Annotated in this window: 19 protein-coding genes; 9 read left to right on the forward strand and 10 right to left on the reverse strand. The window is 36.4% G+C overall.

Annotated features, from left to right (window positions below):
* Positions 1 to 97 precede the first annotated feature (97 nt).
* The 3 genes from yidC to GWK10_RS02430 form a co-directional block, all read right to left on the reverse strand.
* Complete coding sequence (gene yidC, locus GWK10_RS02420; RefSeq protein ID WP_164029300.1) at positions 98 to 1,999, reverse strand: membrane protein insertase YidC; 1,902 nt, start codon at positions 1,997 to 1,999, stop codon at positions 98 to 100.
* An 84-nt stretch (positions 2,000 to 2,083) separates the two neighbouring features.
* A complete protein-coding gene (locus GWK10_RS02425) occupies positions 2,084 to 3,700 on the reverse strand; it encodes a CTP synthase (RefSeq protein WP_164029301.1) in 1,617 nt (538 codons plus the stop codon).
* Between the two features lie 84 nt (positions 3,701 to 3,784).
* Entirely contained in the window at positions 3,785 to 4,264 is a 480-nt protein-coding gene (locus tag GWK10_RS02430) for a heme-binding domain-containing protein (RefSeq protein ID WP_164029302.1), read from the reverse strand.
* Between the two features lie 252 nt (positions 4,265 to 4,516).
* On the opposite strand from GWK10_RS02430, the gene GWK10_RS02435 reads away from it, so the two are divergent.
* On the forward strand, positions 4,517 to 6,748 hold the full coding sequence (locus GWK10_RS02435) for a TonB-dependent receptor family protein (RefSeq protein ID WP_164029303.1): 2,232 nt from the start codon (positions 4,517 to 4,519) through the stop codon (positions 6,746 to 6,748).
* 60 nt (positions 6,749 to 6,808) lie between these two features.
* Here GWK10_RS02435 and GWK10_RS02440 read toward each other — a convergent pair whose 3' ends face one another.
* The 3 genes from GWK10_RS02440 to GWK10_RS02450 are packed head-to-tail and all read right to left on the reverse strand — an operon-like array spanning position 6,809 to position 9,359.
* Complete coding sequence (locus GWK10_RS02440) at positions 6,809 to 7,672, reverse strand: hydroxymethylglutaryl-CoA lyase (RefSeq protein WP_164029304.1); 864 nt, start codon at positions 7,670 to 7,672, stop codon at positions 6,809 to 6,811.
* A 31-nt stretch (positions 7,673 to 7,703) separates the two neighbouring features.
* Complete coding sequence (locus tag GWK10_RS02445) at positions 7,704 to 8,330, reverse strand: LysE family translocator (protein ID WP_164029305.1); 627 nt, start codon at positions 8,328 to 8,330, stop codon at positions 7,704 to 7,706.
* The gene (locus tag GWK10_RS02450) at positions 8,331 to 9,359 is read right to left on the reverse strand and encodes a quinone-dependent dihydroorotate dehydrogenase (RefSeq protein ID WP_164029306.1); all 1,029 of its coding nucleotides are present in this window, start codon (positions 9,357 to 9,359) and stop codon (positions 8,331 to 8,333) included.
* Between the two features lie 159 nt (positions 9,360 to 9,518).
* On the opposite strand from GWK10_RS02450, the gene pepT reads away from it, so the two are divergent.
* The gene (gene pepT / locus GWK10_RS02455; protein WP_164029307.1) at positions 9,519 to 10,754 is read left to right on the forward strand and encodes a peptidase T; all 1,236 of its coding nucleotides are present in this window, start codon (positions 9,519 to 9,521) and stop codon (positions 10,752 to 10,754) included.
* Between the two features lie 317 nt (positions 10,755 to 11,071).
* Positions 11,072 to 11,659 (forward strand): YdeI/OmpD-associated family protein, encoded by a 588-nt coding sequence (locus GWK10_RS02460; RefSeq protein WP_164029308.1) that lies wholly within the window; start codon positions 11,072 to 11,074, stop codon positions 11,657 to 11,659.
* 222 nt (positions 11,660 to 11,881) lie between these two features.
* Here GWK10_RS02460 and yajC read toward each other — a convergent pair whose 3' ends face one another.
* From yajC to GWK10_RS02480, 4 genes are all read right to left on the reverse strand, one after another.
* A complete protein-coding gene (yajC, locus tag GWK10_RS02465; protein ID WP_164029309.1) occupies positions 11,882 to 12,178 on the reverse strand; it encodes a preprotein translocase subunit YajC in 297 nt (98 codons plus the stop codon).
* A 26-nt stretch (positions 12,179 to 12,204) separates the two neighbouring features.
* Positions 12,205 to 12,678, reverse strand: coding sequence for a DUF1573 domain-containing protein (locus GWK10_RS02470; protein WP_164029310.1), 474 nt, complete (start codon positions 12,676 to 12,678; stop codon positions 12,205 to 12,207).
* A gap of 40 nt (positions 12,679 to 12,718) precedes the next feature.
* Complete coding sequence (gene nusB, locus GWK10_RS02475; protein ID WP_239540667.1) at positions 12,719 to 13,660, reverse strand: transcription antitermination factor NusB; 942 nt, start codon at positions 13,658 to 13,660, stop codon at positions 12,719 to 12,721.
* A 98-nt stretch (positions 13,661 to 13,758) separates the two neighbouring features.
* The gene (locus GWK10_RS02480) at positions 13,759 to 14,862 is read right to left on the reverse strand and encodes a Leu/Phe/Val dehydrogenase (RefSeq protein WP_164029311.1); all 1,104 of its coding nucleotides are present in this window, start codon (positions 14,860 to 14,862) and stop codon (positions 13,759 to 13,761) included.
* Between the two features lie 141 nt (positions 14,863 to 15,003).
* Between GWK10_RS02480 and GWK10_RS02485 the strand changes: the two genes are divergently transcribed.
* The 6 genes from GWK10_RS02485 (at position 15,004) to GWK10_RS02510 (ending at position 22,027) form a co-directional block, all read left to right on the forward strand.
* Positions 15,004 to 16,761, forward strand: coding sequence for an ABC transporter ATP-binding protein (locus GWK10_RS02485; protein WP_164029312.1), 1,758 nt, complete (start codon positions 15,004 to 15,006; stop codon positions 16,759 to 16,761).
* Between the two features lie 78 nt (positions 16,762 to 16,839).
* Positions 16,840 to 17,232, forward strand: a complete 393-nt coding sequence (locus GWK10_RS02490; RefSeq protein ID WP_164029313.1) for a PUR family DNA/RNA-binding protein — start codon at positions 16,840 to 16,842, stop codon at positions 17,230 to 17,232.
* A 97-nt stretch (positions 17,233 to 17,329) separates the two neighbouring features.
* Entirely contained in the window at positions 17,330 to 19,840 is a 2,511-nt protein-coding gene (locus GWK10_RS02495; protein ID WP_164029314.1) for a M14 family zinc carboxypeptidase, read from the forward strand.
* A gap of 91 nt (positions 19,841 to 19,931) precedes the next feature.
* Positions 19,932 to 20,489: a thioredoxin family protein gene (locus tag GWK10_RS02500; protein WP_164029315.1), complete on the forward strand. Its 558-nt coding sequence runs from the start codon at positions 19,932 to 19,934 to the stop codon at positions 20,487 to 20,489.
* Positions 20,477 to 21,004: a GNAT family N-acetyltransferase gene (locus tag GWK10_RS02505; RefSeq protein WP_164029316.1), complete on the forward strand. Its 528-nt coding sequence runs from the start codon at positions 20,477 to 20,479 to the stop codon at positions 21,002 to 21,004. The genes GWK10_RS02500 and GWK10_RS02505 overlap by 13 nt, the downstream gene beginning before the upstream one ends.
* Before the next feature lie 114 nt (positions 21,005 to 21,118).
* A complete protein-coding gene (locus GWK10_RS02510) occupies positions 21,119 to 22,027 on the forward strand; it encodes an MrcB family domain-containing protein (protein ID WP_164029317.1) in 909 nt (302 codons plus the stop codon).
* Positions 22,028 to 22,062 lie beyond the last annotated feature (35 nt).

The raw sequence follows: 22,062 nt of genomic DNA on the forward strand, positions 1-22,062 counted from the left end.
ATCAAAAAAAGTATCGAGATATAATTGAAAAGACTAAATAAAAAAAGCCGAATACTTCTTTTGAAGTATTCGGCTTTCTGTTTTATCATAGAAACGTTTATTTCTTTCTAGCTTTTTGTTGTGCCTCGGCCTGCTCCATCATATCAGCCATACGCTTTTGGAACTTATTTTGTTTTTTAGGCTTAGCCTTGTTCTCTTGAATACGAGCATGAATCTTTTCCTCATCAATGATATATTTCTTGATTACTAACATAATTCCGATCGTTAGTAAATTCGAAACAAAGTAGTATAAACTCAATCCACTTGCGTAGTTATTGAAAAATATCAACATGAATAGAGGTGATACATAAATCATATACTTCATAATCTTACTCATATCTGGCATACCCTCTTGTGTAGGCTGACTTGCCATTTGCTGACCAGTTGTCATTTTCATATAAAAGAAGATCGCTACTGAAGCTAGTATAGGGAACAAACTAACATGATTTCCGTAAAACTTTGAAATAATAGGAATATTAGTAGTCCATTCGAATATGGTGTCATAGGATGAAAGATCTTCCGCCCATAAAAAACTTTTTTGTCTTAACGCAAATGCTGTTGGGAAAAACATGAACAGTGAATAAAACACAGGCAATTGTAATAATGCTGGAATACAGCCCGCCATCGGGCTTGCCCCTGCCTTACTATACAACTTCATAGTGGCCTGTTGCTTTTTCATTGGGTCGTTCTTAAACTTTTCACCAATCTCAGCAACTTCAGGTTTTAATACTTTCATTTTCGCCTGAGAAACATAGGATTTATATGTAACAGGTGACATTAATAAGCGAACTACAATAGTCATAACTATAATAGCAATACCAAACGGCAAGAAACTGCTTAGCAAACTATATAAAGGAGAGAAAATATATCTATTAATAATTCCAAAAATACCCCAGCCAAAAGGAATACTATCATCAAGATTAGCATCATACTCTTTTAAAACTTTATAATCTGTTGGTCCATAATACCAACTTAAGTTTTCAGCAAGCTCATTACCCTTTAACTCTAATGGGATTTTAGTTGTATATTTCTTAGTAAATACCGTGTCAATCGTTGCATCTTCCACCAAATCTTCCGATGTGATAGACGCTGTTTTAAAAGGTGAATCAGTCAATAAAATATTACTGAAGAAGAATTGACGATAGGACAACCAGCTAACAGCTTCTTCAACCTCATCATCAGTTCCTGTTTGGGCAAGTTTATCTATTTTTCCACCATCATGTTGATATGTTAATCGTGTATATCTATTTTCATAGCTTACACTTTTTGCTTGACGACGTATTTTCTGGTCCCAATTTAATTCAATAGGCTCAGTGCCATCTATAATGCCATCAAGTCCCTGTGAACGAACACTAAAATCAACCATATAATCATCTGGTTTCATTTCGTACCGATATTCTAAAAAGCGATTGTTATCAACCTTCAGCTTCATTGACAAGACTTGATTCTCGCCATTTTTCGTCATTGAAGGCTCAAAAGGCATCTCCTGGGTTCTGATCTTACGGCCGTTTTTTGTTCTAAATGTAATTCCGAAATCAGCATTACCATCCTTAATCAAATACACAGGAAGCGAGTCAAAACGAACGAACTGGTTCATTTTTGCCTCTTTAATCGTTCCTCCTTGATTAGAGACTACCAGTTTTACTAATTCATTATTAAGAATGGTTTCGCCTCCGTTTGCAGAAGGCAATCCTAGTGCATATGCAAAGTCTCCAACTTTCTCTTGAGCGGCGGCCATTGCAGTAGAGTCTCCTACAGCCACAGCGGTTGGTGTGGCAGTTGTTACATTAGTTGTATTTGTAGTATCTGCTTTCTTAGCAGCTTCTACTTGCTCTTGCTTTGCTTTTTCAGCATCAATTTCCTCTTGTGTCGGTTGATTACTGATGGTCATCCACATTAAAATCCCAAAAATTAGTACGAAACCAATAATCGAGTTAATATCCAACTTCTTATTTTCCATGTGTTTTTTTAATCTTAGGGTACTTGCTTAAAAGGTCTATCTCAAAATGATAGCCAAAAATGAGATTCATGCCATAGTGACACACTATTTTTTTGTTTTATAGGCTAAACTTGCTTTTACAAAGGCCACAAATAATGGATGTGGATTGGCAACCGTACTTTTATATTCAGGATGATATTGCACACCAACAAACCAATCATGTGCTGGTAATTCAATGACCTCCACTAAGTTTGTTCCTGGGTTTACTCCCGAAGCAATCATTCCTGCATCAGTAAATTGATTTTTAAAACTATCATTAAATTCGTAACGATGTCTGTGGCGTTCTTCAATTAAATCATCACCATAAATTGAGGCTACTTTACTATTTTTAGAAAGCTTGCACTTCCATGATCCTAAACGCATTGTGCCGCCTTTATTGGTAATATTTTTCTGATCCTCCATAAGATCAATTACTGGATAAGGCGTTTCAGGGTCCATCTCAGTCGAGTTTGCTCTGTCAAGTCCTAGGACATTTCTGGCATACTCAATAACCGCCATCTGCATTCCTAAACAAATGCCTAAAAACGGAATGTTATTTTCTCGTACATATTTGATAGCGGCGATCTTACCTTCAATACCGCGCTCGCCAAATCCTGGAGCTACTAAAACCCCATCGAGATGTTTTATTTTTTCTTCGGCGTTTGATGCTTCTAAATATTCTGAATGAATACTTTCAACAACCACCTTCACCTCATTTTCTGCACCCGCATGTATAAAGGCCTCTAAGATCGATTTGTACGAATCCTGTAATTCGACGTACTTACCAACCAAACCAATAGTCACTGTGTCTTTAGGATTTTTATGTCTCTTTAAAAACTGATTCCACTGTGTGAGGTCAGGCTCTTTATATCCTTTAAGGTTTAGTCGTTCTAGTGTTACCTTGTCTAGCCCTTCTTCTAACATCAAGTTAGGAACATCGTAAATTGTAGATGCATCGATGGATTGAATAACTGCTTCACGTTTTACGTTACAGAACAATGCCAATTTATGTCGAAGATCATCAGACAATTCATGCTCGGTTCTGCAAACCAAAATATCGGCTTGTACCCCACTTTCCATGAGGGTTTTTACAGAATGTTGTGTTGGCTTCGTTTTTAACTCCCCTGCAGCAGATAAGAAAGGTATCAGGGTTAAGTGTATAACAATTGCATTATTTTCACCCAATTCCCATAAAAGCTGTCTAACAGATTCAATGTATGGTAACGATTCAATATCACCGACAGTACCACCAATTTCGGTGATCACTATATCGTAGTTACCTGACTTACCGAGTTTTTGAATACGGTCTTTAATCTCATTTGTAATATGAGGAATTACCTGAACAGTTTTTCCTAAAAATTCGCCTTTGCGCTCTTTTTCAATTACACTTTGATAAATACGCCCCGTAGTCACATTATTTGCCTGTGAGGTAGGACTATTTAAGAAACGCTCGTAATGACCAAGATCTAAATCGGTTTCAGCACCGTCATTTGTAACATAACATTCGCCATGCTCATAGGGATTTAGCGTTCCTGGATCTACGTTAATATAGGGGTCTAATTTTTGGATGGTAACTTGATACCCTCGTGCTTGCAGCAATTTTGCCAAGGAAGCTGCAATAATCCCTTTACCTAATGACGATGTAACGCCACCGGTAACGAATATATACTTGGTCTGAGCCATTATAAAAAAATGCGATTTTTGACGCGGCAAAAATACAAAAAGAAATGAGATAGCCTTTATGAAATCAAGGCTATTACCACAGCATTATTGAGGTAATTCTTGGGTTGCCAACTGTGCTCGAAATGGCTTTCTTGCTTCACGCGCCCAGCTTATTAAAACACTCTTGTCTTCATCAGATAAGGTCCCGTGAATCCAAGTGTAGCTATCTAAAGGCATATGTCCTTCTTCGACCTCTTCAATTAATTCATCTAACTTATGGTCTTTCTTTTTAACGGAATAGGAAGCCCAATCTGACATATTGAAATCGCCTTTTCCGTGTCTGATATGGTCATCTAACCACAACGAAATTGGTGCTACCTGCGCATACCATGGATAGCTTGTTTGATTACTATGACAATCATAGCAATTGGTTTTTAGGATTGCTGTTACCTTATCTGTTGGTTTTGTATCAGCTTCAAAAGCGGCTAAGGTTTCATAACCTGATTGGTTTTTTTCAGGTCTCCAGAACTGAATTCCTATAAGTGCTATGAGCGCTACGATTAGAACTTTCTTAATAATCTTCATTTCGTGTGATTAAGTTATAAGCTGTTTATTGTATATAATGTCATTAGTCTTTCAGCTCTCAAATATAAATATCGACAAATTTTTATTCATTTTCCTTTCTGTTAAAAATTGACTTTCAACAAACTGAATATTTCCTTAATGTTAAATATCGTGCTTTATTTTTATTTATTCTAAATAAGCTTTGCTAAATAGAAACTGTGTTTTATTTTTGCCAACTCAAAAGTAGTAATTATTTTTAATTAGTCTAAATAAATGAACAAACTCTTCCTACCTGCACTCTTCATTATATGTGCTACCGCCTCAATCTACGGACAACAAAATAACCAACCACAAAGAAAAGACAGTATATATAAGCTCGACGAAGTTGTACTTTCTGCTAATGTAATTTTCGGCAGTAAGTTTGCCGCAAAAAACAGAACCGGATCTGCTTATTACATATCTCCAGAAGAAATTAAGAAGTTTGGCTATACTGATATCAACAGAACACTACGTAGTGTGCCAGGTGTTAACATTTATGAAGAAGATGGGTTCGGACTTAGACCTAACATTAGTTTACGCGGGACCTCACCGGAGAGAAGTTCGAAAATTACCTTAATGGAAGACGGTGTGCTAATCGCACCCGCACCTTACAGCGCGCCTGCCGCCTATTATTTTCCAACAATTGGACGTATGCAAGCCGTTGAAATTTTAAAAGGTAGCAGTCAAATACAGTATGGCCCTTACACCACTGGAGGAGCTATTAATATGATCTCAACCCAAATCCCAAATCAGTTCAATGCTGGTTTGATTGCTTCATACGGTAGTTTTAATACTGCTAGAATTCAAGCTGTAGTTGGCGAGAGCAAAACGAACTTCGGATACCTCGTAGAATACTTTAATTATAACTCAGACGGTTTTAAAGAACTTGATAATGGTGGTAATACCGGTTTTGATAAAAATGATCTTGTGGCTAAATTTAGAGTTAACACCGCAAAAGAAGAAGGATTAAATCAATCGCTAGACGTAAAGTTTCAATACTCTGACGAAGAATCAGATGAAACCTACCTAGGACTTACCGATGATGATTTTAATGCTACTCCATTTAGAAGATATGCCGGGTCTAGAGAAGATTTAATGACCACTGAGCATGTTCAACTTCAAGCTGATTATTTATTAGACTTCGGCACTAATTTTAAAATTACAACAACAGGATATTACAACGGCTTTAGTAGAAACTGGTATAAATTAAACGATGTAGTTGCTAACGGAGATAAAGTTGGAATAGCATCGGTATTAGAAGACCCCATTACTTTTGCCGATCATTTTGCGATTGTGAATGGCACACAGGATGCTGCAGCTGATGCATTGTATGTAAAAGCAAACAATCGTAAATACATCTCTAAAGGTATTCAAACCAAGTTTGATTATCACTGGACTACAGAGACAGCTTTTCATGACTTAGAAGTTGGTTTACGTTATCACTATGATGAAGAAGATCGTTTTCAGTGGGTTGATCAATACGGCATTAACAATGGACTGTTAAACTTGACTACTGCTGGAATTCCCGGGACTGATGCCAACCGAATAAGCAGCGCAACGGCATTTGCATCATACATTACCTATAAATTTAAATACAAGGATCTTACACTTACGCCCGGAATTCGATATGAAAACATTGAGCTGCAACGCGAGGATTTTGGGAAAAATGATGTTTCAAGAAGCGGGACTGATCTAAGCACTCGAGAAAACAAGGTCGATATTTTTATTCCAGGAATAGGCATAAATTATAATGTAAATAATAGTGTATCAGTTTTTGGTGGGGCTCACAAAGGGTTTTCACCTCCAGGAAGTAAAGATGGTGAAGAGGCAGAAGAAAGTATAAACTACGAATTGGGATCTAGATTTAAGTTTGCAGGTATTTCAGGAGAGTTAGTCGCTTTCTACAATGATTATAGCAATTTGTTGGGGAGTGATCTTGCTGCTACAGGAGGAACAGGAAATCTGGAACAATTTAATGCCGGTGAAGTCTTAGTAAGCGGATTGGAATTTTTGATTAATTATAACCTCCTTAGTGGAAATGATAAGTTGGCGCTGCCTCTTACATTTGGTTATACTTTTACTGATACTGAATTTCAAAATAGCTTTGGAAGCGAAGAAGATCTTTGGGGTGAAGTTACTGCCGGGGATGAGCTTCCATATATAAGTAAACACCAATTTAACGCAGGGATTTCTTTAGAAAGCAAGAAGTTTGAAGTGAACTTAAGTGCTAGACTCAACGGAGAATTTAGAACGGAAGCCGGGAGAGGAAGTATTCCTGAAAACGAATTAGTTCCTTCTAACTTCACAATTGATGTATCAGGAAAATATCACTTTAATAAACACTTTAGTCTAACAGCAAATATCATCAATGCACTTGACGAAACCTATGCTGTATCACGAGTGCCAGCAGGATTAAGACCAGGTCATCCTTTTGGAGTGTACGGTGGCATTCAACTTAGATATTAAAAGAAAGAAATTTATATCACGATAAAAACGTCATCAGTTCATACTGATGGCGTTTTTTTATTAATGATAGGAATTAAAGATTTTACTCGCCTCGTTATAGGCACTCTCGAAACTCATAGGTCGGATATTCGTATCGGCTTTTTCTACAGTAAAATAAGATACCATTCGCTCAGTGGGCATGTTCCCGGTCAGCTCATCTTTGGCCATAGGGCAACCACCAAAACCTTGTATAGCGCCGTCAAAGCGTCGGCAACCTGCCTTATAAGCTGCATCTACTTTTTCATGCCATTTCGTAGGCGTTGTATGTAAATGAGCGCCAAATTCGATGGCTGGATATTTTGGAATGAGGTTAGAAAACAAATAATCAATTACTTTAGGAGTCGAGGTCCCCACGGTATCTGATAATGATAAAATGGAAACGCCCATATCGGCCAGCTTCTCGGTCCATTCCCCAACAATATCCACATTCCAAGGGTCTCCATACGGATTGCCAAATCCCATCGAGAGGTATGCTACTACCTTTTTATCAGAATTCGCCGCAATCTCAAGAATCTCCTTTAACACCTCAATAGATTGATCAATGGTTTTATGGGTATTCCTCATCTGGAAGTTCTCAGAAATTGAAAATGGATAGCCTAAATAATCTATTGGATCGTGCTTAGCAGCGTCGGTAGCGCCGCGAACATTGGCAACAATGGCTAATAACTTACTGGTAGTTTTCGATAGATCTAGTTTTGAAAGTACCTCAGCTGTATCGACCATTTGCGGAATTGCTTTGGGTGACACAAAACTTCCAAAATCGATAGTATCGAATCCACAACGCAACAGCGATTGAATATACTGTACCTTCTTATCTGTAGGAATAAAGGTCTTAATGCCTTGCATGGCATCCCGCGGACATTCAATTAATTTTACTTGCTGCATGTAGTTGAAAAATAACCTACGTAAAAATAATTTATTTATCTGGGATTAATATGAAAATAGCAATCCCAACAAAAACGACAATCTGAAGCCATTTTAGTACTACACCAGACTCTGGATTCTTTTTAATATACCTTGATATCACTCCAGCCAGCAAAGCAATTAATGTAAACACAACAAAGCTACTCGCAATAAATAGAAAACCTAAGGTATAAAACTGAACAACCTCCGTAAGTTCGTCACTAAATAAAAATCCTGGAAAAAGCGCTAGAAAAAATATAGAGACTTTCGGATTTAACACGTTCATAATGAAGCCTTGCTTAAATAACTCGATTGTAGTTTTTTTCTTGATTTGCTCATCACTAAAAGAAATTTCCGAACTACTTTTGAAAACCCGATATGCCAGATACAGTAGATAAAGCGCACCAAATAACCTCAGGCCAAAGAACAAATAATCATTCGCTTGTATAATTGCAGACACTCCGAAAGCAACTAAAGTAGTGTGAACAATACAGCCCGTCATCAATCCGATTATCGTTGCAAAACCGAACTTAAAACCATTGACCATACTTTGCATTAACACAAAAATATTGTCTGGCCCAGGTGTTAATGCCAATAGCATTGTCGCGCCCATAAATGAGAGTAGTATTCCGTAATCCATTTACGAAGTACTTTTTAAAATCGCTTTATTTATGCTATTAATCAACCGCGGCCCCTCATAAATAAAACCCGTATATAGTTGAAGAAGATCAGCTCCAGCTTCTAATTTTTCAAGAGCGTCTTCAGCACTATGAATTCCACCCACGCCAATAATCGGAAATGCCTTATTACTTTTTTCAGCTAAAAATCGAATTACTTCTGTGCTTCGGTTGGTTAAAGGTTTTCCGCTTAACCCACCTTTCTCATTTGTCAAGGTTATCGGACTCCTCAATCCTTTGCGAGAAATGGTTGTATTTGTTGCTATTACACCTGCAATCTTTGTTTCTTGAACAATGTCAATAATATCTAGCAACTGCTCATCAGTCAAATCGGGGGCTATTTTTAATAGAATAGGTTTTGTTTTTTCCTTAGTCTTATTTAATTCCTGTAGGGTATTTAGCAACTTTGTTAACGGCTCTTTATCTTGAAGTTCTCTTAAATTAGGTGTATTGGGTGAAGATACATTCACTACAAAATAATCCACATGTTCATACAAAGCATTAAAGCAGATTGTATAATCATTTACTGCTTCATCATTTGGTGTCACCTTATTCTTCCCAATATTACCTCCTATTAATACACCTTTGTTTTTTCTTAGGCGTTTTACGGCATCTTCTACCCCACCGTTATTAAATCCCATTCTATTAATAATAGCGCTATCCGTTTTTAATCGAAATAGTCGCTTCTTTGGGTTACCATCTTGAGGTTGAGGAGTAAGGGTTCCTATTTCAATAAAACCAAAACCAAAATTAGAGAGTTCATTATACAACTTGGCATCTTTATCGAAACCAGCAGCAAGTCCCACAGGATTATCAAAGCTTAAACCAAATAATTCACGTTTTAATTTGGGGTTTTCTACCTTATAGAAGTTTCTAAAAAGCCATTTAAATCCTGGAATTCTACAAACAAAACGAATTAGTGAAAAAGTAAAATAATGCACTTTTTCAGGATCGAATTGAAAAAGTATAGGTTTAATTAATAAGCGATACATATAATAAGGTGTAGTTGCGCAAAAATAGGAAATAGGTATGGGAGTTTAAAGAGCAAATACCTAAAGTTATTACAGCTTAAATTACAACAATAAAAAAGGAAAAATCCCTAGTTTATATTGCCGCATGTGTCGTAAATTTATAGTAGAAAAGCCCGCGCTATGATAGATAAAAAACAACTGATAGATCGCTTTATTAGTTATGTGAAAATTGATACTGAATCTGACCCGAATTCCGATTCTTGCCCAAGTACCGAAAAGCAATGGAAGCTAGCCAACAAACTAGTTCGCCAATTAAAAAAGATGGGGATGAGTGACGTTTCTATCGACGATAACGCCTATATCATGGCTACCTTGCCTTCAAATGTTGAGCATAAAGTACCAACTATTGGTTTTATATCTCACTTTGATACTACACCCGATTTTACTGGTGCAAATGTGAATCCGCAGATTATCGAAAACTACGATGGAAAAGACATTGTATTAAATGAAGAATTAGATATTGTTCTTTCGCCAAAAGAATTTGATGATTTAAAGCAATATAAAGGCCACACCTTAATCACAACTGATGGCACTACCCTTTTAGGTGCAGATGATAAAGCAGGAATTACTGAGATCATGGAAGCCATGAAATATCTTCTGGCGAATCCCGAAATAAAACATGGAACTATAAAAGTTGGTTTTACTCCAGATGAAGAAATTGGTCGAGGAGCGCATTTGTTTGATGTTGATAAATTTGGTGCAGATTGGGCGTATACGATGGATGGAAGTCAGATTGGAGAACTTGAATATGAGAATTTTAATGCTGCAGGTGCCAAAGTACATATAAAAGGAAAGATTGTTCATCCCGGATATGCAAAAGGTAAAATGATAAACAGCATGTATATTGCACAGGAGTTTATAGATTCGCTGCCAAGAATGGAAACACCGGAGCATACGGAAGGCTACGAAGGCTTTTTTCACTTAACTGACATGCACGGTAATGTTGATCAAACTACTTTAGAATATATCATAAGAGATCATGACAAAGAACACTTTGTGGCTAGAAAAAATATGTTCGAACAATTGGCTTATGATATCAATAGTAAATATCAAAAAGAATTGGTGAGCGTTACCATTGAGGATCAATATTACAATATGAGAGAGAAAATTGAACCGGTGATGCATATAGTCGATCTTGTAGAAAAAGCAATGAAACAGGCTGATATTAAACCTCTTATTAAACCAATCAGAGGGGGTACTGACGGATCTCAATTAAGCTACAAAGGACTACCCTGCCCAAACATCTTTGCAGGAGGTCATAATTTTCACGGTCGCTATGAGTATGTACCAGTCGAAAGTATGATGAAGGCTGTAGAAGTTATCGTTAATATAGCAAAAGAGGCTTCAAAATCTTAAAAATTATCTCGTTCAACTTAAATATCAGTTGTTTATCGAAAAGGCATACTTTTTTAAACAAAAGTTCTTTCTTAGTTCTGGTTCTATTTAATATTGTACCAAGGTACAATCGCAAATAGTACCGATTATTTTGAATTAGTCAATGATAATTAGGAATAATTATCATTAAAATTTGACAAAAACAAAGTCCCCAACTCGACCTATACAGTCTACTTGTTTTTGCAAACTAGAAAACACCTGCTCCGGCGGGTGTTTTTGATTTTATATACTTTCTATTCCATCAAATTCGTATCTTTTTGTCATTAAAACTATCAATCATGGATAAAGCTGAAAAACTCGAAGCTTATTTCAAACGCAACCTGCAATGGGGAGAAGAGCTATATTATTTGCGAAGTTTACTCAACCAATCTGAATTGACGGAAGATTACAAGTGGAATTTCCCAGTTTACACATTGAATAATAAAAATGTTATTGGTCTAGGCGCGTTCAAAGCCTATGTTGGACTCTGGTTTTTTCAGGGATCTTTTTTAAAAGATGAACATAAAGTTCTTATCAATGCGCAGGAAGGAAAAACAAAAGGATTGCGCCAATGGCGGTTTACTGGTAAAGAAGAGATGGATGAAGCGCTCATAGTAAAATATATAGCAGAAGCAATACAAAATCAAAAGGATGGAAAAGAGATTAAAATAGGAAAAAAGTCGGACGTTATTCCAGAAATACTTGCCGAAAAACTAGCAAAAGACAAAACTTTGCAAACTACATTCAATGCCTTAAAAGCTGGTCAGAAAAGAGAATTTATTGAATATATCAATGAAGCAAAAAGAGAAGCGACTAAGCTAAGTCGGCTAGAAAAGATTATACCTATGATATTAAGTGGTGTTGGGCTGCATGATAAGTACAAGTAATTAAAATCTCAATATTTAAATTCCAAATCACAACTAATAAAGACTATGGTCAGTTCGAGTGTCCCGATAGCTATCGGGATGTATCGAGAACCCTTTCTAGGCGAAATGTGAGTTGTATCAGTAGGGTTCACTGAGATTAGCAGAGAAATCAGCTTTAATTTGACAACAAAAAAAAGCCGCCCAAAAGGCGGCTTTTTATATCCAATCGTATATTCGCTATAGTTATTTTTTCTCAGCGGCTGGAGCATTGAGCTTTTGGCTCATCTCCAATGATAGTGCGCTGCGCTCGAACTTGATCTTTCCTGCACCTGTTTCAATTACACAAGTGTTATCCTTATCATTTAACTCAAGTACTTTCCCGTGCATACCACTTTTAGTGATAACACGATCTCCGCGTTTTAAACTATTTGCAAAATTTTTCTCCTTTTTTTGACGTCGTTGTGCTGGTAATATCATAAAAAAGAATATGACCACGATCATCATTAATATAAAAGGTAACTGTCCTCCTAATCCTTCCATCTACGTTTGCTTCTGGTGCTAATTAATTATTTACCTGCTGTTGCTGCTGTAGTAGGAGCGGCTGGCTTAACGAATGCTTTAATTCTGAAAGTTTCCTTACCAGACTCCGTATTCACATTTGCAGTAAGTGTTTTTGTTACTTGGTTTTGACCACTACCATTGAATTTTACCAAGATCTCTCCTGTTGCACCTGGTGCCACTGGTTCTCTTGTCCATTCTGGAGCTGTACAACCACAAGTGGTGTTGATATTTGCAATTACTAAAGGTGCTTTACCAGTATTTGTAAATTTGAATACATGCTCTTGCGGTGCTCTTGATTCAATCTCACCAAAATCCCATTCAGTTTCTTCGAAAGTCATTACTGGGAAAACTCCAGTATTAGCATCTCTTTGCGCAGCTACTTCAACATTCTCAGCTTTTACTTTAGAGGTTGCATTTTCTTTACAACCTATAACAAGTGTCATTAGTAATACACTTGATAAAAGGGCGATTTTTCTCATTTTTATTGAATTTTAAAGGGTAAAAATACTATTTTTTCGTTCACATCAAACCTCGTCCTACCTTATTTAACGTACCTTTTTGTTGATACTCTTTAACTAACTTATCAAGAATACCATTTATAAATACACTGCTCTTTGGTGTTGAATATTCTTTTGCTACCTCTAAATACTCATTAATAGTAACCTTTACAGGTATTGAGGGAAATTTAGTAAACTCGCAAATTGCCATTCTCAACAAAACCGCATCAAGTTGTGCAATACGCTCTTTATCCCAATTTGGTGTCTTTCCTTCAATCTCTTTTCCAAGTGATTCCTCATTTAAGATTGTCTTTCTGAATAGATCGATGGCAAACTTTCGGTCATCATCATCCTTAAATAGTTTAGGAAGTCTAAAATCTTCTTTTCCCTCCTCTATTTTACGAAGTGTTTTTAGCACCATCGTATTCACCAAAGGAAGATCATCTAACCAAGTAAGTTTTTTGTCCTCCAAATAATCATATAATTTATCATTAGGAGCGATGACTTCTTTATAAAGGTCTAAAATGATATTTCGATCGTCTTTGTATGATTGGTTCTCATCTTTTAAATACGATTTATACAAATCGCTTTCAATAATCGCATCATATATAATACGCACATACTCATCGTCATCCTTCCAATTTCGAAGTTTACGATCTTCGAGTAGTTGCATCAAATTGGAATCGTTATGCAAAGCAGCGACCAATTCATTTTCAATAAACTTTCGTGATGGGTTCTTTTCTTCTTCTGTTGCAGTGTACTTTTTCTGGATTTTCTCTAATTGAGATTCCGCTACACTATTTACCTCTACTAGTAGGTTTAGCATTAGCAAATAGAGATCGTACATATGATCCATACTAGCGGTTAAAAACTTTTCTTGCGGCTTAAGATCATCTGAGGCAGCTCGCTGAAAAGCGTAAACCGATTGCATGACTTTTACCCGAATATGTCTTCTTGTCAACATTTGTAAAGAACTTGGCTTTGAATTAAAAAAGGCGAAAGAATTTGATCTCTTTCGCCCTGCAAAAATACTATTTAATGCTAATTATAATCGAAAAAGTATTAATTTTTGTTTTGTTTTTTTCTATCGTTAATTCGCTGTTGTGCAATACTTAAGGCCGACTGATGAGAAGTTAATCCGTTTTGTTCAGCGTGCTTAAAAATATCCAGCGTTGTATTATAAATATTTTCAGTAGTCTTAGTAATCCAATCGCGATCTCTAGCTTCTAACTCGGTATATACATTAATAATACCACCAGCATTAATCAAAAAGTCAGGTGCATATGCAATGCCCTTATCTTTTAACATAGCTCCATGTCTATTCTCATCTGCTAGCTGGTTATTAGCTGCACCTGCTATCACTCTCGCTTTTAATTTTGCAATTGATTCATCATTTAAGGTAGCACCTAAAGCACATGGTGCGTAAATATCCATCTCTTCATCAAAAATATCTGCGCCTCTATAAATAGTTGAATTGTATTGTTTGCTTACCGCCTGTAACCGCTCTTCATTAATATCTGCGATCACAACATTTGCGTCTTCCTTTGTTAAGTAATCAACCAACGTTTCGCCTACATGTCCAATACCTTGCACTAATACCTTTTTCCCTTTAAGGTCATCAGTCCCAAATTGGTATTTAGCAGCAGCTTTCAATCCCATAAAAACACCATAGGCAGTTATTGGGCTTGGGTTACCTGCTCCTCCAATTTCTTCTGAAATCCCAGTTACGTATGGTGTCACAGTTCTAACAAGATCCATATCCGCCGTGTCCATACCTACATCTTCTGCAGTGTAATACTCGCCGCCTAGTGTATGAACAAACTCACCAAAACGTTTCATTAATTCTGGTGTTTTTTCGGTTTTAGCATCACCGATTATCACGGCTTTACCTCCGCCTAAATTCAATCCAGTAATAGCGGCCTTGTATGTCATTCCTCGTGAAAGTCGTAAAACATCATTTAAAGCGTCCCATTCACTTTTATATGACCACATTCTGGTACCGCCAAGTGCAGGTCCTAAAACTGTGTTATGAATTCCGATGATTGCTTTTAAACCTGTATCTTTATCCTGACAAAAAACTACTTGCTCGTGGTCGTTAAATGAAAGTTGACCAAACACAGGATCGGCCTTAATCAAGTCTTTTTTTTCTAGTATTTCTGATGTCATAGTGACTAGCTGTTATGATGATTGATTTTAGTTATTCGTAAAATGATGGGGTAAAAATAAACTCATTTTGAAGAATCTATTATAAAATACTATTAAAATTGTCAAATGCATATATTTTAACGTCGATCAGCAGATCAGTACATGAAAGAACTTCAACACCTAAATAAATATTTCTATAAATACCGAAAGCAATTAACCATTGGGATTATCATCACCATAATTGCTCGGATATTTTTGTTATTTACGCCAAGATTAATAAGAGAATCTATCGATGCTGTAGTCGATTATGAAGAAGGCATTATTACCGAAAAATCAGTTTTAAAAGCTGAATTGCTAGAAAATATATTGCTCATTATTGGTGCCGCAATTATTGCAGGTATTTTGACCTTTTTAATGAGACAAACCATTATTAACGTCTCTCGATATATTGAATTCGATCTTAAAAATGAGGTCTACCAACAATACCAGCGTTTGTCGCTAAACTTTTACAAGAGTAATCGTACTGGTGACTTAATGAATCGTATTAGCGAAGATGTTGGTAAAACCAGAATGTACGCTGGCCCTGCCATTATGTACAGTATCAACACCCTTACACTGTTTATCATTGCATTGGTCTATATGTTTAATGTAGCGCCTACGCTTACCATGTATACCATCATTCCGCTTCCTATACTTTCTGTAATTATTTATAGGCTAAGTCGTGCTATACATAAGCGCAGTACAATTGTACAGGAGTATTTGTCAAAACTATCCACTTTTACACAGGAGTCATTTAGCGGAATATCTGTCATTAAAGCCTACGGAATTGAGAATCCGACGAATGCTTCTTTTTCAGTTCTTTCCAATGAAAGTAAGCAAAAACAAATCGACCTGACTAAGGTACAGGCCTTGTTTTTTCCTTTAATGCTATTACTTATTGGTATTAGTAACCTTACCGTAATATATATAGGAGGAAAACAGTATATGAGTGGGGAGATTGCAAGTATTGGGATTATTGCGGAATTCATTATTTATGTAAACCTACTAACTTGGCCGGTAGCTACAGTTGGTTGGGTAACAAGCATCGTAAAACAGGCTGAGGCGTCACAAAAGCGTATTAACGAGTTTTTAAGCGAAGAGCCAGCTATTCAAAATTTAAATGAAAATCCGACTCCTGTTAAAGGAAGTATCGAATTTAAGAATGTGAAGTTTGTATACGACGACACAAATATAACCGCACTTAATAATGTTTCTTTCTCCGTAAATCAAGGCGAAACACTTGCTATCATTGGCAAAACAGGGTCTGGCAAATCAACTATTTTAGATCTTATAGGCCGACTATATGATACCACTTCAGGCGAGCTATTAATCGACGGGCGTCCTATTAAAGAAATGAATCTAGTCGACCTAAGAAAAAGTATTGGGTACGTGCCTCAAGATGCATTTTTGTTTTCTGACAGTATAAAAAACAATATCAAATTCGGTAAGCAAAAAGCTAGTGAAGATGAAGTAATTACCGCAGCTAAAAATGCCGCTGTTCATGACAATATTGTCGATTTTGCCAAGGGGTATGAAACTATTTTAGGCGAACGTGGCATTACACTTTCTGGTGGACAAAAGCAGCGAGTATCTATTGCTAGAGCAATTATAAAACAACCGCAACTATTACTTTTTGACGATTGTTTATCGGCTGTAGATACGGAAACCGAAGAGCAAATTTTGAATAACCTCTATGCCATTTCCCAAAATACAACTACCATTATTGTAAGTCACCGAGTATCTTCTGCTAAAAATGCAGATAAAATTATCGTGCTCGATGAGGGTAAGATCATTCAACAAGGCACACACGATTCGCTTATAAATATCGATGGTTACTACAAAGAGCTTTACAACAAACAACTCTCTGAAAAAGAAATCTAAGAATTTGTTGGTGGCTAACTTTTTTTTTTTCAAATTTGATTCAGTTTTAAACCAAACTTAGATTTAAGCAGAAGGAACATGAGTGAAAAATCAATTTTAGAAAAAGAAGAAATTTTTTCTAAAGTACTAAGAGCAGGACGTAGAACTTATTTTTTTGATGTAAGAGCTACTCGCGCAGGAGATTACTATTTAACTGTAACCGAAAGCAAAAAATTTACTAACGACGACGGATCGTTTCATTTCAAAAAACACAAAATCTATTTATACAAAGAAGATTTTGAATCGTTTAAAGAAATTCTAGAGGAAATGACGCAGTACATTGTCAATGAAAAAGGGCAAGAAGTTATTTCAGAGCGCCACCAGCGAGATTTTAAGCGCGAATACGAAGAAAACGGTACTGCTCCTTCTGACAATTCCGAAGAAAATACTAATACAGACAGCTTTACTGATGTTAGTTTCGACGACATTTAGAAAGTTTTAACGTTTTTATATGAAATCCGCATTGATGTTATCAGTGCGGATTTTTTTATTTTTATAGCAACACCAACAAACCACTACACTAACTACTATGAAGAAATTTTTCCTGTTACTACTAACAGTATCTGCAATTTGCACCGCACAAAAACCAGTTGACCTTTCTTATTATTTACCAGAAAATGTAACCTATGATCCAAATATCCCGACACCAGAAAGTGTTATTGGGCATCAGGTTGGTCAATGGCATGTGTATCATAGTAAGTTAGCACAGTATATGAAAGCACTAGCAGCGGCATCTGATCGTATTACGATTGAAGATCGAGGAAAAACCTTTGAAGACAGACCATTGCTATTATTGACAATCACTTCACCAAAAAATCATCAAAATATTGATCAATTGCGACAAGATCATCTTGATTTTGCTAGCGGAAATTCATCTAAAAATGCAAATGATTTACCTATTGTAGTCTATCAAGGATTTTCTATTCATGGTAACGAACCTAGTGGAGCGAATGCTGGCTTATTGGCAGCATACCACTTAGCCGCAGCTCAAGGTCCGGAAATCGATGCCTTATTAAATGATGTTATTGTTTTATTTGATCCTTCTTATAATCCTGACGGACTTTCGCGATTTGCTTATTGGGCCAATACCAATAAAAGCATTCACTTAAATACTGATGGCAATGATCGTGAGTTTAGTGAGGTTTGGCCGGGAGGTCGCACCAATCACTATTGGTTTGATATGAATCGTGACTGGCTTCCAGTACAACTACCGGAGTCGAGAGCACGTATTGCAAGTTTCCACAAATGGATGCCAAATATCTTGACCGATCATCATGAAATGGGAACGAACAGCACCTTCTTTTTCCAGCCAGGTGTTCCTTCAAGAACCAATCCGTTGACGCCTAAAATGAATCAGCAGTTAACTAAAGAAATTAGTCAATTTCATATTTATGCCTTAGACAAAATAGGATCCTTGTATTATGCTGAAGAAGGATTTGATGATTTTTACTATGGAAAAGGAAGTACGTTTCCTGACGTAAATGGTGGTATTGGTATCTTATTTGAACAAGGTAGTTCTCGAGGACACGCACAGGAAAGTGAAAATGGTGTAGTGACCTTTCCTTTTTCTATCAGAAATCAATTTACAGCAGCTTTGTCAACCTTAGCTGCTGCAAAATCGATGCGCACCAAGATCTTAAATTATCAGCGTTCTTTCTACAGCGATGCTAAAAAAGAAGCTGCGTCCGATAGAAATAAAGCCATCGTTTTTGGTGATGAAAAAGATGCCGCAAAAGCATATCATTTAGCCGAAATTTTAAAAAGACATCAAATTAAAGTACACGAGCTTAAAAGCGATTTCTCTCAAAAAGGAAAAAAATACAAAAAGGGATATAGCTATATCATCCCGATGCAGCAGCAGAATTATAAGTTGGTAAAAGCGATGTTCAATCGTCAAACGAACTTTCAGGATAGCATTTTTTATGATATCTCAGCTTGGACATTCCCTTTGGCTTTCAATTTAGATCATGCAAATTTGACCAACCTTAATCAAGCAGGAGCTGAGATCACTGATTTAAAAGCGCCTTCGCCAAGCATTAACAAAAGTAATTATGCATACCTATTCGAGTGGCATGAGTACTATACACCAAAAGCACTTCATAAAATATTAAAAAAGGGGTTACGTGCTAAGGTAGGCGCTACTCCCTTTAAACTAAATGGAGTGAATTACGATTACGGAACAATCATGGTGCCGGTTCAAAATCAAAAATTAAAGTCGGATGCGTTGTTCGATTTTCTAAAAGAAGTTGCTAGCGAAAGTCATCTAAAAATCACAGGAGTTAACACCGGAAATACGGTAGGCATTGATTTAGGAAGTAACGATTTCGATGCATTAACACTGCCTAAAGTGGCAATGCTCGTGGGTGATGGCGTTGCTAGTTATGATGCAGGCGAAATATGGCATTTGTTCGATACGCGTTATGAAATGAATGTAACGAAAATTGATAGTCGCAATTTTGGCAATACCAATCTTTCAAAATACACACACTTTATTTTACCAAACACCTGGGGCGGATTAAGAGAACAAGATTCTAAAAAATTGAAAACTTGGGTTCAAGGCGGCGGTACACTAATTGGATTCCGAAACGCGGTTAGCTGGTTAAAGCAAAAAGAATTTATCAAACTTGAGTTCAAAAAGAATGATATGGATGCTGAGAATATCAAATTCGAGCAACGCAGAAATTTTAGAGGAGCACAGGTAACGGGCGGCGCTATTTTTGAAGCCAATATAGACCGCTCACATCCAATTAATTTCGGATATAAGAACGACAAAGTATCCTTGTTTAGAAATACAAACATTCACATCAAACCAGACAAGAACAGCTACAATAATCCGATAAAATATAGTTCGAAACCATTGTTAGCAGGTTATATTTCGGAAGAGAATTTGGATAGTCTAAAAAATACTGTTCCTTTTCAAACCAAAAGATTGGGCAGAGGTCGTGTAACGGTATTTACCGACAACACCAACTTTAGAGCGTTCTGGTATGGCACAAATAAGCTAATGATGAATGCTATTTTCTTTTCGAAAATGATGTAGAGATCAGTTGGCAGTATTCAGTCTTCAGTTGGCAGTGCTTACTCGAACTCTGAACTCATAACTCGTAACTCTGAACTTTAAACTTAAAAAAATGGCTCGCACACCGTCAAACATGATTCCTTTAGGGACCGTCGCACCAAGCTTCGAACTTTTCGATACCGTTTCTGGAAACAATATTTCATTACAACAAGCAAAAGGCACAAAAGCAACCGTGATTATGTTCATTTGCAACCACTGCCCGTTTGTAAAGCATGTAAATGATGAATTGGCAACTATGGCAAACGATTACTCAGGTGAAGAAGTCGGCTTTATCGCAATATCAAGCAACGACGTTGAAAATTATCCAGCGGATTCACCCGAATTAATGAAACAAAATGCCATTGATGAAGGTTTTAGTTTTCCATATTTATATGATGAAAGTCAGCAAGTAGCAAAGGATTATGATGCCGCTTGCACACCAGATTTTTATGTTTTTGATGCTGACTTAAAGTTGACATACCGTGGTCAGTTAGATGATTCCCGACCTGGAAATGGTATTCCTGTAACTGGAGTAGATCTCAGAACCGCGATTGACGCTACGACTTCTGGAATGGCGGTAAGTGAACCCCAAAAACCAAGTATTGGTTGTAATATTAAATGGAAGGTATAAGTTTTAAAAAGGCTACTGCTTCGGATATTGAGCTTTTAATTCCAGTTGCACAAAAAGCCTACCTACAAGCCTATACCCACGTTTGGGAACATGAAGAACCTGCATTCTACTTAAAGAAGGCCTTTACCAAAAAAGCTTTTTTAAAAGATTTAAGCGATTCAAATACGGAGATTCAACTTATCTATTTTGCTAATACGCTTGTTGGATTTTACAAGCTGGAATTAGATAGTGCTGTATCAACATATACTGCTATAGAAGCGATTCAACTTGAAAAAATCTATATCCTCAATGAATTCTCAGGAAAGGGAATAGGAAATCAATCGCTAGCGCATATTATTTCAGGAGCGAAGCAAAAAGGGAAATCGGTGTTTTGGGTGGATGTAATGGACACCAGCCCAGCCAAATTCTTCTATCAAAAAATGGGATTTGAAACGTTTAGTTATTGGGATTTAGACTATCCTGGCTTAAAGGCTGACCAGTTGAAGATGCATCGGATGGTTAAGAAGCTTTTGTGAAGCCAAAACTGTTATTATGATGTAGTAAATAATAACTACGATTTGTTATCTTGGTTGTTATAAGTGGGATAGCATCAATGATGTTATCCAATTGTTATCTGTAATTAAAACTGAATGGAAAATATCTTAAATGAACCAATTAAAAATTATCTGACCGAAAAATCGAAAAGTTTTGGGGGTAACGAGTTGGCCGCTAAGTTTAGAAAAGATTTCCCTTCTGAAATAGAAAAAATAATAGTTGACAAAAATAGATTTAAAGTTGTTGGCTCACCAGGAAAAGGTAATTGGACAGAATGTCCTTGGATCGCAATTTTGGACGTTTTGATAACTGATAGTCCTCAAAAAGGGTATTATCCTGTTCTAATATATAAATCTGATATGTCAGGAATTTATTTATCCTTAAATCAAGGTGTGACTGACGTAATAGAAAATTACAAAAAAGAAGCAATCTCAGTATTAAAACTAAGAGCTGAAGATTTTAGAGCCAAGATTGACTTTGATTCAAAAAACTATTTAATAGATATTGATTTAAATTCTACAACTCGAAATGCAAAACACTATCAGGCGGGTAATATAATAGCCAAATACTATCCCAAGGAAAATTTACCAAACTCAATACAGCTAAGAAATGACTTAACTGAGATTTTGGAATTCTATGAAAACCTAACCTATTCAGATAATTCCTTTAGCGATGATTTAAGCACTATAGGATTTGAAAGAAAACAAGTTCGATTGCATAGAAGAATAGAAAGAAATACTTCATTGTCTAAAAAAGTAAAAAAACTGAAAGGTTATCGGTGTGAAGTCTGTGAAATAAAATTTACCGAAATATATGGTGATATTGGAAAAGACTTTATCGAAGCTCATCACCTAAACCCTATTTCCGAACTCGGAATTGGTAGTTTTAAAGTAGATCTGAAAAATGATTTTGCTGTACTTTGCAGTAATTGTCATAGTATGATACACAAATTGGACGATCCAAGTGATCTAATTAAACTAAAGCAAATAATAAAAAACACATAATAATTTGTATAGTACATATGCCCTTCGGGATGCAA

The organism is Spongiivirga citrea, assembly GCF_010671565.1.
In the GTDB taxonomy this organism is placed as follows: domain Bacteria; phylum Bacteroidota; class Bacteroidia; order Flavobacteriales; family Flavobacteriaceae; genus Spongiivirga; species Spongiivirga citrea.